Annotated in this window: 17 protein-coding genes; 13 read left to right on the top strand and 4 right to left on the bottom strand. The window is 43.8% G+C overall.

Annotation, left to right across the window (positions count from 1 at the left end; genetic code table 11):
- The 4 genes from HQM15_04720 to pseB form a co-directional block, all read right to left on the bottom strand.
- On the bottom strand, window positions 1–163 hold a 163-nt coding region (locus HQM15_04720), incomplete at its 3' end, for a hypothetical protein (protein MBF0492061.1).
- 42 nt (window positions 164–205) lie between these two features.
- The gene (locus tag HQM15_04725; GenBank protein ID MBF0492062.1) at window positions 206–1,933 is read right to left on the bottom strand and encodes a hypothetical protein; all 1,728 of its coding nucleotides are present in this window, start codon (window positions 1,931–1,933) and stop codon (window positions 206–208) included.
- Window positions 1,926–3,092, bottom strand: a complete 1,167-nt coding sequence (gene pseC, locus HQM15_04730; protein ID MBF0492063.1) for a UDP-4-amino-4,6-dideoxy-N-acetyl-beta-L-altrosamine transaminase — start codon at window positions 3,090–3,092, stop codon at window positions 1,926–1,928. The genes HQM15_04725 and pseC overlap by 8 nt, the downstream gene beginning before the upstream one ends.
- 10 nt (window positions 3,093–3,102) lie before the next feature.
- Window positions 3,103–4,125 (bottom strand): UDP-N-acetylglucosamine 4,6-dehydratase (inverting), encoded by a 1,023-nt coding sequence (gene pseB / locus HQM15_04735; GenBank protein MBF0492064.1) that lies wholly within the window; start codon window positions 4,123–4,125, stop codon window positions 3,103–3,105.
- 262 nt (window positions 4,126–4,387) lie between these two features.
- Here pseB and HQM15_04740 point away from each other — a divergent pair, with 262 nt between their 5' ends.
- From HQM15_04740 to HQM15_04800, 13 genes are all read left to right on the top strand, one after another.
- Entirely contained in the window at window positions 4,388–4,609 is a 222-nt protein-coding gene (locus HQM15_04740) for a hypothetical protein (protein MBF0492065.1), read from the top strand.
- 144 nt (window positions 4,610–4,753) lie between these two features.
- Window positions 4,754–6,127 (top strand): B12-binding domain-containing radical SAM protein, encoded by a 1,374-nt coding sequence (locus HQM15_04745; protein ID MBF0492066.1) that lies wholly within the window; start codon window positions 4,754–4,756, stop codon window positions 6,125–6,127.
- Between the two features lie 191 nt (window positions 6,128–6,318).
- Entirely contained in the window at window positions 6,319–6,699 is a 381-nt protein-coding gene (gene flgB / locus HQM15_04750; protein ID MBF0492067.1) for a flagellar basal body rod protein FlgB, read from the top strand.
- Between the two features lie 85 nt (window positions 6,700–6,784).
- Window positions 6,785–7,222: a flagellar basal body rod protein FlgC gene (gene flgC / locus HQM15_04755; protein MBF0492068.1), complete on the top strand. Its 438-nt coding sequence runs from the start codon at window positions 6,785–6,787 to the stop codon at window positions 7,220–7,222.
- Between the two features lie 35 nt (window positions 7,223–7,257).
- Window positions 7,258–7,578 carry a flagellar hook-basal body complex protein FliE gene (fliE, locus tag HQM15_04760; protein MBF0492069.1) on the top strand — a complete coding sequence of 107 codons (321 nt, stop codon included), beginning with the start codon at window positions 7,258–7,260 and terminating at the stop codon, window positions 7,576–7,578.
- A gap of 129 nt (window positions 7,579–7,707) precedes the next feature.
- The gene (gene fliF / locus HQM15_04765; protein MBF0492070.1) at window positions 7,708–9,198 is read left to right on the top strand and encodes a flagellar M-ring protein FliF; all 1,491 of its coding nucleotides are present in this window, start codon (window positions 7,708–7,710) and stop codon (window positions 9,196–9,198) included.
- Between the two features lie 13 nt (window positions 9,199–9,211).
- Entirely contained in the window at window positions 9,212–10,276 is a 1,065-nt protein-coding gene (locus tag HQM15_04770) for a hypothetical protein (GenBank protein MBF0492071.1), read from the top strand.
- A gap of 3 nt (window positions 10,277–10,279) precedes the next feature.
- Window positions 10,280–10,936: a hypothetical protein gene (locus tag HQM15_04775; GenBank protein ID MBF0492072.1), complete on the top strand. Its 657-nt coding sequence runs from the start codon at window positions 10,280–10,282 to the stop codon at window positions 10,934–10,936.
- Window positions 10,933–12,258: a FliI/YscN family ATPase gene (locus HQM15_04780; protein MBF0492073.1), complete on the top strand. Its 1,326-nt coding sequence runs from the start codon at window positions 10,933–10,935 to the stop codon at window positions 12,256–12,258. Before HQM15_04775 ends, HQM15_04780 begins: the two co-directional genes overlap by 4 nt.
- The gene (locus HQM15_04785) at window positions 12,255–12,725 is read left to right on the top strand and encodes a hypothetical protein (protein MBF0492074.1); all 471 of its coding nucleotides are present in this window, start codon (window positions 12,255–12,257) and stop codon (window positions 12,723–12,725) included. Before HQM15_04780 ends, HQM15_04785 begins: the two co-directional genes overlap by 4 nt.
- The gene (locus HQM15_04790) at window positions 12,715–13,263 is read left to right on the top strand and encodes a hypothetical protein (GenBank protein ID MBF0492075.1); all 549 of its coding nucleotides are present in this window, start codon (window positions 12,715–12,717) and stop codon (window positions 13,261–13,263) included. The genes HQM15_04785 and HQM15_04790 overlap by 11 nt, the downstream gene beginning before the upstream one ends.
- Window positions 13,264–13,272: 9 nt before the next feature.
- Entirely contained in the window at window positions 13,273–14,835 is a 1,563-nt protein-coding gene (locus HQM15_04795) for a flagellar hook-length control protein FliK (protein ID MBF0492076.1), read from the top strand.
- 80 nt (window positions 14,836–14,915) lie between these two features.
- The gene (locus HQM15_04800; GenBank protein ID MBF0492077.1) at window positions 14,916–15,596 is read left to right on the top strand and encodes a flagellar hook assembly protein FlgD; all 681 of its coding nucleotides are present in this window, start codon (window positions 14,916–14,918) and stop codon (window positions 15,594–15,596) included.
- Window positions 15,597–15,622: the final 26 nt, after the last annotated feature.

Raw genomic sequence — 15,622 nt, forward strand, 5'->3', positions numbered from 1 at the left:
GGTAAAGGCTATTGAGAGCAACTTCACCATTTTTAATCAGAAACTCTTGCTGCTCTTCCATTTTGTTTGGCCAAAGAATACGCAAATTTAAGCTCTGGCGAGGGGCATTTAGAGACAATTCAATTTTGCATACATTAAAATCTTTATTCATATTTTCGGTCATATAATTTCACTCTTTCAAATGGTTGGATTAGAAAAAGTATTTTCATGAAGCGTTCCGGCCAAAGTTGCTTAACAGATTTTGAATATAGGGCTTATGAAAATAGCTATACTGATGAATTTGAAATTCCTCGCGTTTTTTGTTCATCAGTTCGTCCATGCATTGAGTCACCTTATAAAAATTTTTCTTCAGATATATGTCCACGGAATTCAAATATAACTTTTCGTGTTCGTCGCAAAAACTCTGGTAGAGATTAAGAATTGGTTTTTTTGAATCGATTTGCTCATAGAAATTTTCAGAGCAGCTATGGATATACGTTTTAAGCCTTAACAGTGAAGTTTGATATTCCACACTACCAAAAATATCCGAAAGGTGATTGAGTTTTTGGTTGAGTTCATTGATGTTTTTGTATTCCGGTAAACGTAAACCCTCTAACTCGGGAGTTACGGTTACCGCTGGGAAACATAGATAGGGGCCTGCACAATTGATAGCCTGTAAGAAAACCGGATTGTTTTCAAAATAGGAATAGTTTTGATTCATCAGGAGATAGAGGGCCTTTCCGCCTTCCAGTTTTTCCTTTATTTCCTCTTTATTCAAATACTTCTCACAATAATATTCTGGGAAAAGATGCTTCCAGGCAGCATCTCCGTGAAGAGAAACTTTTTTGGACTGGATTCCGGAGATCACTTCATATTTTAGCAAGCTCAAGGTATTGAGGTAGAGGTGTGAAAAAAAATAAAAATGCTTTATTTTCTCTTCTAAATTTAATTTATGCGAATGGAGCAAAAGATGACAGATGGCATAGTAGAGGAGTTGATAATCTTCGAAGGGTTTCTCAGAATCGACAAAGTGAAGATAATGCAGCACTTGTGGCAGTTTACTCAAGAGATCCGGAGCTCGTGCGTGGGCAGTAAACAGGATTTCGCAATCTTCTTGAGGGTTTTGGATCAGCTCTTTAGGATTTTGAATGCTGGAAAAAGAAAAATAGCGAAGTTCCTTGTGATTCAAATGTTGATCAAAAAATTTGGAGATATTAGGCATGGTCGAGAAACGCCTAAATCCAGGGGTATTAAAAAGGGCCTTGGTCCAGAAACCATCGGGAAGGAGTTCATAGGTGTCATAATCCAAGGTGGTAAACTCGAGTCCTAGATGTTTGAGGAGTGGGCACAGGAGCAGCTTTTCTTTACTCAAAATGTTTTCCAGGTAATGACAATTTACCGAGTAGAGTGTTTTAATTCTCTTCTCACGAATTAAATGAATGAGTTGTTCGCTACTGTAATGCTCTGAGGTTTCCCAGCAGCGTTTTAATTTATTCCAACCCGATTTTGCATTTAGGTAAAATGCCTGATCAGGGTGTTTCTCTTTAATTTTTTCGTAGAGATCTTTTAAGGGAGCATGATCATCGATGTTATAAAACAACTTTCCTTCAAATGTCCTAAATTCCTCTTTCAAAAAACGATTTTCCTTAATTTTATTTAAGGTGGCTGCCAAAACATTCATTATTTTTTGGCAAACCTGAAGTATTTCAGGGATCTTATTGAATTGGTGGTCTATGGTGAATTGTATGTCGTGGGGGATTTCTTCCCATTCAAATATTTTTTTGCAGTGGGATAATATCCACAGGTAAAGGCTATTGAGATCAACTTCGCCATTTTTAATCAGAAACTCTTGCTGCTCTTCCATTTTGTTGGGCCAAAGAATACGCAAATTTAAGCTCTGGCGAGGGGCATTTAGAGACAATTCAATTTTACAGATATCCTCTTCGTTATTCACAGATAGTCCTGTTAAAAAAATGGTGAATGCACTCGATCACATAATCTTGTTCTTCTCTTTTCAAGTAAGGATAAAGCGGAATCGAAATTGCCTTTTCAAAATAGTCTTCGCTTTGCGGGAAGTCTTTGGGCCGAAAATGGGCGTGTTGGCGGTAATAGGGATGTCGATAGATGGGGATGTAATGCAATTGGCAGAAGATTTGTTTTCCTCTCAGATAACTGAAAAGACCGTCTCGTTTTTTGGCATCGCGCAGTTTGAGTATGGCCAGGTGAAAGGCACTCTTTACGCCATCGGGAGGGATTAATAATTCTGCTGGCGAAAAATTTTCGAAGGCAGTGCGGTAGTATTCAAATTTTTCTTCGCGGAGGTTGCAAAATTTTTCAAGTTTTTTCAGTTGTGAAAGGCCCAAGGCCGCTTGAATCTCTGTGAGTCGATAATTGTAGCCCAGGTCTTGCATTTCATAGTACCAGCCCGGCTTTTGCTGTTCAGGGTCTGAAAGAACGATTCCATGTTGTCTGAAACTTTTTAATTTTTGATACAGCTCTTCATCGTTCGTCGTTACCGCTCCCCCTTCTCCAGTGGTGATATTTTTAACGGGGTGAAAACTGAAAGCCGTGGCATGGCTATGGGTACAGGAGCCTACCTTGATGTAACGTTTTTCGTTTTCGCTCCAATAGCTGGCTCCCAGGGCATGACAGGCATCTTCTAAAATTAATAAATTTTCTTTTTTGGCCAGTTGATGAATTTCAGGCACGGGAGCCGTGGAGCCTGCAAAATGCACAGGAATGATAATTTTTGTTTTAGGCGAGATTTGTTTTTGAATAGAAGCTACGTTTATTTGTGGTAGACCTGCACTCACATCAGTAAACAAGGGCTGAGCGCCCACATATAAAAGACAATTGGCTGTAGCCGCAAAAGAGAGGGGAGGAACAATGCCTTCATCGCCTTCTTTCACGCCCAAAGCGGCACAAGCGGCATGCAGGGCAGCGGTGCCGTTTGCAAAGGCCACAGCATATTTGGCCTCACAAGTTTTGGCCAAGGCCTTTTCAAATTCCAATACCTTGGGGCCTTGAGTGAGGGTGTCTGAGCGCAGTACTTCGCAGACTGCTTGAATGTCTTCCTCATCGAGGTGTTGACGGGAATAAGGAATTTTTTTCATCGCTTGATCTTCATTTTTTCCCTTCAAGCAACTCAGATTCAACGGGGTTTTTTTGGAGAAGATTTTGGATGTCCTGGACTGAAAGCCAATGTTTGTTTGTGTTGCTGGCATAGGAAAATCCCTCTTCGCAGACTTGAGTTTGGTAGCCACCGATGGAGACATAATAGCCCGCATTCCACCAGTGAAACTGGGGCTGAATCAGATAGAAATCAGGAAACTCCAAGGTTTGCCGGGAGTCGTCTTCGGTAATCATCACTTCGTGCAATTTTTCACCAGGCCTAATCCCTGTAATTTTAATATCACACTCGGGGGCTACCGCCTTGGCGACATCGGTAATGTAGACGCTTGGAATTTTGGGCACAAAAATTTCTCCGCCCTGCATCATCTCAAAACTGCGCAACACAAAGCGCACGCCTTGGTCGAGGGTAATGACAAAACGTGTCATGCGAGCATCGGTAACCGGCAATACCCCCGTCGATTTTTTTCGGAGGAAAAGAGGGATCACGCTTCCGCGACTGCCGGCGACATTTCCATAACGCACTACCGAAAAACGGGCAGGGTGTTTACCAGAAAGATTATTGGCCGAGATGAAAATTTTATCGGAGCATAGTTTCGTGGCCCCGTAGAGATTGATAGGGTTCGCGGCTTTATCGGTAGACATCGCAATAATCTTTCGAACCCCCGCATCGATGGCCGAAGAGATTACATTGTAGGCGCCGATGACATTGGTGCGTATGGCTTCAAAAGGATTGTATTCAATGGCCGGAACCTGTTTGAGGGCTGCGGCATGAATGACATAATCCACGCCATCCAACGCGCGTCGAATTCTTTCTTTGTCACGTACATCGCCAATAAAGTATCTCATGGAAGGATGTTCAAATTTTTCCTGCATGAGCATTTGTTTGAGTTCATCACGGCTGTAGATGATGATTTTTTCGGGCTGATGTTCTTTTAATAGGATTTCCACGCACTTCTGACCAAAGGAACCTGTCCCGCCGGTGATGAGTATTGTCTTGCCTTTTAAGAGGCCCATAAATTTGTTTCCTTTTAAGTGATACGCGTAGGGGCAATTCATGAATTGCCCCCACAATGGGAACTGCTTCTCAAATATTAATTCAGCAAGTTCAATGCCATGCGTGCCTAGTAAAATAATACAGGATTAACCCTAAGACATCTCTATACTTTTTTAAAATTGTTTTGAATTGTTTTGATTTGATAAAGACTGTTAATCGGAAAATATTTCCCTTTATTTTTTCTAACAAAGCGCCGTTTCATTCTACAGAATGGGTAAACAATTGAAAAAAAACACATCAAAATCTGCAGAAACTGCTTCAGCCCCTGAAAAGGAATTGGAGAGTGTCCAGAAAATGGAACTTACTCAAACGCGTTGGCAGGCAAGTGGAGAGGGTTATGTGGGCTCGGTAGAAACCAAAGATCCTGACCTTTATAATCAGCTGAGAACTTATTCTCCATTGGAGATTACCTGGGAACAGGGGGAAGAGTTTTGGTTGGGGTAAAAAATTCCTGAGCTAAAAAAAAGATTTTTTCAATTTCACAAAGAAAAAGTTTTTGAATTCAATTAATTAATAATCGTTAAAAATAAGGGTATGGATATTGCTCCGTTGTAACCCGGGTTGTTCTCTATCTGAGGGGTGGTTTATATGGCTGTGCATAAGACTAAAAATATTCTCTTACTCTTTCCCAAATTTGAAGAAGGTTTTGTGATGGGAAAAGTTCCCTTGGGACTCGCCTACATCGCTTCTATGCTACAGTCTCGCGGACATTATGTGGAAGCCTACAATTTAGTAGTGGACCCAGTGGGAAACATTGATTTCGATCGTTTTGATTATGTAGGAATTACTTGTCTAACGGCCTTCATTTCCCAAGTGCGTGTTCTAGTAGAATGGGTAAAAGAAAAAAATCCAAAGATTAAGGTGGTTGTAGGGGGCCCTCATCCTTCGATGAAGGTAAAAGATTCTCTATTTATCTCGGACAAAATTGATTTTGTTGTTGTGGGAGAGGGTGAAAGACCTTTTTCAGAATTGGTGGAATCTGAAAATCCTTATTCGGTGGCTATTCCCGGTGTTTACTTTCTGGAGAAGGGTGAAGTGAAGGGTCTGCCGGCAAATACAAAATTTCATCTCGACGAATTGCCTTTTCCTAATCAACGTATTTTTGACCACGGCAATTTGGAAAAACAAAATCCATTTCGTTCCATTTCTGCCTCTCGAGGTTGTCCTTTTGCTTGTTTCAATTGCCAACCTTATTTGAGAAATCTTTTTTCATTCCGCATGAGAAGCCCTCAAAATGTTGTCGATGAAATGATTCTGCTCAATCGGGAATATGGGCAGAATTATTTTGGTTTTGTGGATTCCGAATTTCCTTTCAATAAGAAATGGTTTTTGGAATATCATGATTTAGTGAAAAAGGCGGATCTTGATTTTCAGTTTCACTGCAATGCTTTTTCAAAGCTGATCGATGAAGATATCTTAAGGGCTTATAAAGATATGAACATCACACGACTGGCAATTGGCGTAGAATCGGGCAATCAGTACATCGTCGACGAGGTGCTCCATAAAAGAATCAACTTAGAAAAAACGCGTGAGAATTTTGCAATGGCGGATTTGTATGGCATTAAAACCCATGCCTATTTCATGGTAGGAATTCCCGGAGAGAGTTTAAAAAACATGCAAGAGACCTTAGCCTTTGCCTTGAATTTACCAGCCAATAGTATTGAATTCAATATTCTCACGCCTTGGCCAGGAACACGTTTTCACGATATGTGCGAAGAAAAGGGTTGGATTAATAAAGATTATCGTTACGAAGATTATAACGAAAAACGCGTGGGGGTTATCTCAACTGATCAATGGACTGGAGAAGAAGTGGTGGCTTTCCATAAAACGGCAACTGAGGCCTTTCAGTTGAAAGGCTGGAGACTTGCTTCAGATGGCAGTGTGTTTTTCAGACCAGATGAAGCCGTTCCTAGCCCTGAAGAAATTCAGGAAATCAAATCGCTGTTTCACGTAGAGGCTTAGAATAATATTTTTTTTCATTCCTTTCCTTGCAACGCAGGAAATTTTTTCCTCTCTTACTATTCCTTACCAATTTCATATTTCATCCGACAACACTCCTAATTTATTGATATCACTATATTCTTAAACACTAGCAGATTTAGGTACGCGCTTTGCACTGTAGCACAGGGTGAGGTCTGAAACAGGAGGTTTTTATGGCAAATGATTTTGAATCCCTAATGGGGCTTGGGCAGAAGTTGTTGGGCTTTCGAGTGGCGAACCAGTCTTTGCATGCTTCCAATATTGCAAATCTGGCCACGTCGAATTTTAAGGCCAAGGAAATTTCCTTTAAGGCAGAATTGGATAAGGCCTTAAAAAAAGGGGAAGAGATTTTCAATTCCATGGAAAACGATAATCCTTGGAAACTGGATGTCAAGATCAAGAATTCAAACGCGGAACTCAACTCTCGAGGAAATAATGTGAAGCTGGACCAGGAGCTTTCGGATATGACTCAAAATGCCATGCAGTACCTGGCCACGGTTAAAATTATTTCGAAACAATTAGCCCTGCAGCGTTATGCGAGCACGGGGGCTTAGAGGTAGTTATCAGATAGCAGTTATCAGTTAACAGTTGGGCGAGACTCACTGAGAACTGAGAACTGGCGACTGGCAACTTATTCACATGAGTTTATTAACCAGTTTTAATTTAAGTTCTGCAGGAATGAGTGTTCAAAAGGACAGATTGAATGTTGCTGCAGAAAATTTGGCCAACGTGAGCACCACGCGTACACCGGAAGGGGGGCCCTATCGAAAGAAAAGCTTAATGATAGGAAGCATTCCTGTGGGCATGCAGGAAAGCTTTGAGGCCTATCTCAAAAAGGCCGATGTGAAGGCTCCCCAAGTTTCAAGTGTTCAGAAATCGGGTGAGGATTTTATTTCTATGTACGATCCCCAAAATCCGGACGCCGATACAAAAGGCTTTGTGAAGATGCCGAACATAAGTACCACGCAAGAAATGGTGAATATGATGGCCGCTTCAAGTGCTTACGAAGCGAACATGAGTGTGTTTAGTGAAGCAAAAACGATGTTTATGAGAACCCTGGATATGGGTTCGGTATAGATTTGACGACGTAACTGTAAAAGGAGGAGGCGATTATGAAGATAGAAAATCTAACAAACCTGAATACCGAGCTGGGGATAGGTCAATTTCTGGAGGCTCCCAAAAATAATCTGTTGGGAGAAGAAGGTCTTCAAGGTGAAAGCTTCAAAGACCTTTTAATGAAGGGAATTGAAAAAGTGAATGCGGATTTATTGAAGTCCTCAAACATGGCTCAAGAACACCTGGCGAATGGGAAGCATGATCTTCATGAAGTGATGATCCAAATGGAAACAGCCGATCTTCATTTTAGGTTCATGACCCAGGTGCGCAACAAGGTTTTAGAGGCCTACAACGAGATTATGAGAATGCAGGTTTGATGGATGGTACGCTCCTCCCCTTAAGCTAAGGGGAGGTTGGGAGGGGTTATGTTTCAATTGGATGCCAATTGCCATAACTCCCCCTGCCCCCTCTTAGCTTAAGAGGGTGGAATTCTTTGGGGGACAAAAATGTCAAATTTCTTTGAACAGCTGCGCGAATTTTTAACCTCTTTAACCCTGGTTCGAAAAATTACTATCTTGGCTACCCTGATTGTTGCCATCTCGGCGATTAGTTACCTGGTGAGTTTGTCGGGAAAGGTGAGCTATGAACCCCTGTTTACTAACATGAATTCGGAAGACCTGGGTGCCATCGTCGCCCGTCTGGATAAACAGGGCACCGCTTATCAGGTGGATCAAACCCAGAGAACTGTCATGGTTCCTGGGGCAGACGTTTTAAAAATCAGAATGAAAATGGCAGAAGAAGGCCTGCCGCGTTTTGGAGGAGTGGGTTTTGAGATTTTCGATAAGGCGGGTTTTGGAAAATCCGATTTTGAACAACACATCAATTTTCAGCGGGCCCTTGAAGGAGAGCTGACGCGTACCATTTTAAGTTTGAGAGAAGTGGAAAAGGCCAGGGTGCATCTGGTGCTTCCAGAGAAATCCATCTTTTCTCAAAGTCAGCAAGCGGCTTCTGCTTCGGTTATTTTGAAATTGGGAAGAAGTGGTGCCCTTCCAGAAAACACGGTTCAATCCATTACTCATTTGGTGGCCAGCGCGGTTGAAGGCCTGGATTCCTCAAATGTGACTGTTGTCGATAGTGAAGGTCGCCTGCTTTCTTCTCCCGCAGGAGATGCCAGCAGTGTCGCGGGAGGACAGGCCTACAATCAGAAAAATCAAATCGAAAAGAATTTGGAACATCGAATTGTCGATCTTCTCTCTCCTGTCGTTGGAGTGGGTAAAGTCATGGCACGCGTTACAGCGGACATCGACTTTACTCGCTCTGAAACGACCGAGGAAACTGTGGATCCAAACCGAACCGCGGTGTTGCAGGAGTCAAAAACCAAAAATAAGAAGAGTGAAGCGGACAATGCCAATAGTGCAGCAGGGAGTGGAAATGCGAATGGTGCAAATTCTCAGGCCGATGAGAACGTAGAACAGACCAGTTACGAAGTGAGTAAAACGGTGAAGAAACTCATCACACCTATTGGGGCGATCAAGAGTCTTTCCGTGGCGATCCTGGTCGATGGAAATTATGTCGCCGATAAGGCAGGCAAGAAACAATACACGCCTCGTGCGGCTGAAGAATTGACCCGCATCGATGAACTGGTGAAGGGCGCCATCGGCTTTACTCAGGCACGCGGAGATCAGGTGAAAATTACCAATCTTGCCTTCCAGGCTGTAGATGCGCAACTCGATGCGAGCAGCGAAGCCTGGTACAAACAAAAGAATAGCAATGGCTTTATTATATCGGTGATTGCCAATGTGTTGATTGTAGTAGCGCTGCTGTTGGTCTTCTTGCTGGTGGTCCGGCCTTTAATTGCCAGCTGGAATGGGGCCTCTCAAAGGATTTTAGGGCCCCGGGCAAAAAGGGCCGCACTGCAATCGGGTTCTGATGTGAATCAACTGGTCCGTGTCAATCCTGTGGCTGCGACAGCGGCTATTCGGAAATGGTTAGAATAGGGATGGATATACTATGGCAAATTTAGCGACAGCGACTCCGGCTCCCGCGAGTACTATTAAGAATCACGAAAAGGCAGCCCTGCTGGTTTTGTCCATGGGTGAAGAGGCCGCGGGGAGTTTGATGAAGGAACTCTCCGATGAGGATATCCGAAAAATAGGCAATGCCTTGCTGGGAATTCAAAATGTTCCTTCCAATCTCATTCAACAAGTACTGGATGAATTCTCGGATGGTGTCGACTCCTCCGACGATGCCTCCGAGGTCCTCAACATTGACGGCAAACATGCCCTGGAGAAAATGCTTCATCAAACCCTGCCTCCCGAGCGCAGTGGGAGTCTGTTAGGCGCCTTTTTTACTCCTGCATCGGAAGAAGAAAAAACGGGTTTAAAAAAGTTGATCAACGAATTTTCATTTGAGGCTCTTCTCGAGGCTGTGAAGGAGGAACATCCTCAAGTGATTGCCCTCATCATGAATTATTCGAAGCGTTCGGTGGCAAAGAAGGTTTTGGCAGAGTTGGAGGGAAGCATTCAAATCGAGGTCTATATCCGAATGGCCCAGCTGGAGAAGATTTCTTCGAAGGCTGTGGAGGATATCAAAGTTTTGCTCAGGGAGAAGAAGCCTCTTTCAGCCGAGGGGGAAAAAGAAAAAACGGAAGAGGAGATTAATTTAAGCGGATTGCAAGATACGATCCTCCTTCTCAAAACTTTAAAGGAGGAAAAATCCACTCAAATTCTGGAAGAGATTTCAAAAAAAGATGCTTACTTGGGTCTCGCGATTAATAAAAAAATGTTTACGCTGGAAGACCTGGAAAGGTCTGATGACGCGGGTATTCGGGAGTTGTTGAAGACGGTGAAAATGGATGACCTCAAAGTGGCTTTAAAAGATGCCCCAGAAGCCCTCAAAAATAAAATTTTTAGCAATATGTCTCAGAAGGCCTCAACGATCTTAAAGGAAGACATGGACGTTATGCCTCCCCAAAAAGTGGAGGCCATTGAAAGCGCCCAGGAAACGGTTTTGAAAGAGGCCAAGGAACTCATCAAGCAGGAAAAAATGAGTCTAACCCCCATCAAGGAAGATTAGGATATGGATTTCATTAATCAGGGATTGGAAGTTCCGAAAAAACCTTCTCTTTCAAGTCTGGGGGATTCCTATCAGGAGATTTCCCTGCAGGAGATGCTTTACCAACAGCAGAGCTTGAATTCTTCGGAACTTAAAGAGGGAGAGCGGAGACTCGTTTTTGGAAAAAAAGATCCACTGGAAAAAGAAAGGGAGTCTTTGGAGCAGGCAAAAAAACTTTTGGAGGAAGAAAAAAATCTGCTGCATGAGAAGCTTCAGTCCTTTGAAAAAATGCTTCAAGCACAAAAGGGGCAGATGGAAGAATGGAAACAGGAAGCGGTTCAGCATTTTTCGGAAGTAGTTTTTAAAATAGCAGAGGCGGTGCTGAGAGAAGAATTACAATTAAAGCCGGAACGCTTGAAAGACTTGATACTGAATCTGGTTCAAAAAACTCACGGAGAGAGTGAAAAAAAATTGCTGCTTCATCCGAACAATCTGCAGTGGATGAAGGAAAAATTCCCTGATTTTGTTTTGGAGCTCGAAAGCAAGTATCAGATCGTCGTGAAAGAAGAAGAGAGTGTGCAAGAGAATTCATTTATTTTTGAAACTTCTCTGCACCAATATCAGGAAAATCCCTTTCTGAATATAGAATGGCTCAAAAAGGAGCTCTACCACAACTCATGATTCAAAGTCCTTTTGAACAATTAGAGGTGCGCCTGGCTCAAATGCCAGAAACTTTTGTGGCCGGCAAAGTCACACAAGTGCTGGGTTTGATTATCGAGGGTTCCCTAATGGATGTGCCGGTGGGCGCTGCCTGTGAAATTCAATCGCACGAGGGGAAATCGATTCTTGCAGAGGTGATTGGTCTCAAAGGGAATCATGCCGTGTTGATGCCGATTGGCTCTACGAGTGGAATTAAAATTGGGGATGCGATTGTCCCTTTAAATTCGGAAGCCACCGTGCAGGTTTCGGAGGAATTGTTGGGAAGGGTGCTGGATGGTTGCGGTTATCCGATGGATGGGAAAGGGCCTATTTTAAGTACGGTTTCCTTACCTCTTTACAAGGCGCCCTTTTCGCCGGTGAATCGTCAGATCGTGCACGAACCTTTGAGTTTGGGAATAAAGGCCATCGATGCCTTTTTGACCTGTGGTGTGGGAATGCGCATGATGGTGATGGCAGGCTCCGGTGTTGGAAAAAGTACCCTCATGGGGATGATGGCACGGAGCGCACAGGCGGATGTCAATGTCATTGGACTCATTGGAGAACGCGGAAGAGAAGTGCGGGAATTTCTGGAAGAAAGTCTGGGAGAAGCCGGCCTCGCCCGTTCGGTGGTGGTAATTGCCACTTCAGATGCCCCTCCTCTTGTCCGAATGAGAGCGGCCTTTGTGGCCACAACCATCGCAGAGTTTTTTCGCGACAAAGGCAAAAAAGTTTTACTCATGATGGATTCTCTCACCCGTTTTGCAATGGCCTCTCGTGAAGTGGGCCTTGCCCTGGGTGAGCCTCCCACCGTGAAGGGTTATACCCCCTCGCTTTTTAGTACCTTACCCAAACTTTTGGAACGGGTGGGAACCACCCAGGGAAGAGGCAGCATTACCGGATTGTACACCATCTTGACGGAGGCCGATGATATTCAGGATCCCGTGGCCGATTCCGTACGCTCGATTGTGGATGGGCATATTGTGCTTTCCCGAAAGCTTGCGACCCAGGGATTTTATCCGCCCATCGATATCCTGCAAAGTCTCTCTCGTGTCATGACGCATGTGACCAGTGCGGAGCATCAAAAGCAAACGATTCAAATCCGACGCTACGTCGCCTTTTATGAAGAGATGGCCGATTACATCAAAATGGGAGTTTATAGTGCCGGTAAAAATGCAGAAATAGACAAGGCCATCCAAAAAAATGACCAGATTCGAAATTTCCTGGAACAAAATGTATCCGAAGACGCACCTTATGAGAAGACCCTGCAGTGGTTAAAAGAACTGGCTTGGGAAGGTGCCGCATGAAAAAATTTAAATTCAGACTCGAGTCTCTTTTTCGCTATCGCAGCGAAATAGAAAAACAGGCTCAACTGGAGCTTGCCCAGTTGCGTGAGGTGGAAGCAGGAATGAAGACCCAAATTGAAGAGATTAAACAGAATCAAAAAACCTGGGCACGGCGGTATAACGAGTGTGGCACGAGTGTCGAAGAACAAAGATGGAGTTTATGGATTGAACCCTATCTGGTTTCCCTGGAGCAGACCCGGATGGCTACAGAAGAGGCCTTGTGCAGACATCAGGTAAAGGTTTTTAAATGTTTGAAAAAAACCGAAGACGCCTATCGAGCCAAGCGACAAGTTGAAATTTTGAAGGAACGCGATCATCAAAAATATCTTCAGGAGATGAATCGTCTGGAACAAAAAGAGATCGGAGAGATCTCGACAATTCGTTTTATTCGACAACGGGACGAATGGAGGGAAAAAAATGCAGATTAAAATCTTATTACTCTTAGGGCTTCTCTTGATACCCAAACCCGGTTTCGCAAGCCCCATCCCCGAATCGATGCCTTATCCCATTGATTTGAGTTTTCTTTTTGAGAACACACAAAACAATCCCGCTAAAACCTCTTTGGTGAATGACGGAGGTGCGGCCTTGATTGATTTGGATCGAGAGAAGGAAAGATTTTCCCGTGAGGTAAAAACCGGGCAAGATTTTACCAGCATCAGAAAAGAGTTGAGCGACAGGCTTTTGGAGTTGGGAAAAATGCGAGAAGAATTGTCAAAGGAAGTTAAAAAGAAAACAGATACCAACGACAGTTTGAGCCTTTTGGTAAAACTTTATGAGACCATGAGCCCCGATAAAGTGGCATCACTTTTGAAACAAATGCCATTGAACGTCTCTTTGGAAATGATTCGTCGCATGAAGCCAAAAATTTCAAGTCAGGTGCTGGCGGCCATGGATGAACACTATGCCAGTGAAATTGGAAGACGTTTGCTTCAGTCCGCGAATGCAGCGAATCCGGCAAAGCCATAAAGGAGTAGTATGAATAATTTAGATCAGATTTTGGGCTTGGGAAGCAGTAATCCTCCTCTTTCTAAATCGGAGAGTGTGCGGTCGACGGCGGAAGATCAACCCGATAGTTTTGAGGGTGTTTTGAATTCACAATGCGATGAACAAAAGAGCGTTGCCAAGACAAATGTTGCCAAGACGAATAATGAAGGCAAGAAAAGTGATTCAGTGAACGCTTCGGCGAAAGACAAGAAACAAACAGAAGAGAGTGAGAGTGCTGTTTCCTCTTCTGCGCAGAAAGATACAAAAGCTCAAGGGAACAAGACGCAAGAAAAAAAAGAAGAAGACAAAAGTGGAGATCAAAAGTCAGACAAGGTTGAAGCGGTTAACCCAAAAGAAGTTCAAAAAGCTGAAGCGCAAGGCGCGTCAGCTCTTCAGCCCGATCCAGGCTATTTGGCCCTTTTTGTACAAGAGCTGCTTCAATCTAAAACTCAAATGGCTCCTCTGGACACAAAAACTCCGGTTCTTCCTGGAGAAAAAACAGCCTCTGAAAAGACGGATGTTAAAACCCAGACCGGTCAGCCGACAGCTCAGATAGAAGCGGAAAAATTGGCGCCAACGCTTGCCCCAGTCCTGCCACTTCAGACCGCGGCAGATTTGTCAGCGCAGAAAATGAGTGCTCCAAGCCCTTTTTCTCAGGCACTAAAAGATTCGCAAAAAACAAAATCAGCTGTCGAGGAAGAAGTTTTAGCAAAATTACAATTGCAGCTGGGCCAGGTGAAAGCGCCCGCTTTGGCTGCCTTGGAAAAAGCAAAAGAAGTTTCTTCCCACTTGTTGCAAGAAATCAAGCCACAGCAAAATCAAAAAGTGGCAGCGGCTGTTTTAGAAAAGAAAGCGGCTGCGCTGGCAGAACTGAGCCAGGTGAATCCATTGGATAAGGCAAATCCGGCCCTGAAAGAGATGCTTGCGAAATTGGAAGATTCTACTTTATCCGAGGACAATTTTTCTGTCGATCTAAGCAAGGCCGCACAAAATTTAAATTTGGACGTCGATAAGATAACGCTCTCTCAATCTTTGGCCCAAACTCCTGCTAAAGAAACTTTGGCAGGGCCTGCTGCACTGGGTGGCCCTGTTGCCAGCGATGCCCTTGCAAAAAATCAGGCGCCCATTCTTTTTAAACCCGAAGACATAAGTTCCATCCACCGTCAGCTGGTAGACAGTTTTCAAGTAACTGTGAAAGCGAAAGAAGGTCGGGCTGAACTTCAACTGACCCCACCCGACTGGGGAAGAATCAATATTCAAATGAATGTGGAAAATAAGAACGACTTGAAAGTTCACCTGATTGTAGAAAATCCAAATGTTCGCCAATTATTGGAACAAAATTCGGTCGAACTGAAACAGGCCATGGCTTCAAGTGGTCTGGGCTTTGCCAATATTAATGTAGGGGTAGGAAGTGAATCTTCTTCTACCTGGAAGAATAGAGAGGAAGGGTCTGTGTCAGACCCTTCCTTCAAAATTTTGAAAAAACAGGTTTCAGCACCCACGGCCTATCGCTGGATTAATTCTCAGGCGTCTGGGGTGGATCAAATCGTTTAAAGGCAGTTACTAGTTATCAGTTGTGAGTTGGCAGCTAAAATACTGCTAACTGCTAACTGCTGACTGATAACTTAAACATTATGTCACAAGATATCTCTTCAATATTAGGAAGTACTTCAGGGGCAGCGAGCACCGCAGTTGCTGCTGCGGCTACCGACCGGACAAGCTTGAATAAGAATCAGTTTTTGAATCTGCTTCTGGCTCAACTCAAAAACCAGGATCCTCTTAATCCCTCGGCAGACCCCAATCAGTTTACCCAACAAATGACCCAATTTGGTCAGCTGGAACAATTGTTCAATGTGAATGACACCCTCAAAACCATGGGAACGAATCAATCGAATATAGCCAGTTCCGATGCAGTCAACATGATTGGCAAAAGAATAGAGGCAAAGAGCAATCTAATCGAGGTGCAAAGCGGTGTCAGTAGTCAAATTGGAATTTCTCTTCCGCAGCCGGCGGCCTCGGTCAAGGTGGATGTAGTTGATACCTTGGGGAGAGTGGTGAGAACCGTCAATTACAGCAACCAAAGCGCGGGGTCTGCCTACTACGATTTCGACGGGAAAGACAGTACGGGTGCAGGTCTTTCGGGGGTGTATACCCTGCAAATCAGTGCTCAAAGTGCCAATGGAACCACTATTCCAGCTCAAGGTATTCTGCAGAGTACAGTCGGTGGAGTAGATTACACTTCGGGGACTCCCATGCTTCGTGTGGGAAATAGAACTATCAATATAGGAGATGTGCTTTCAATTAACCAAGCTTAGAATTTAACACGCGATCAGTAATGGGT

Source organism: Deltaproteobacteria bacterium, assembly GCA_015233135.1.
Taxonomy (GTDB): Bacteria; UBA10199; UBA10199; order JADFYH01; family JADFYH01; genus JADFYH01.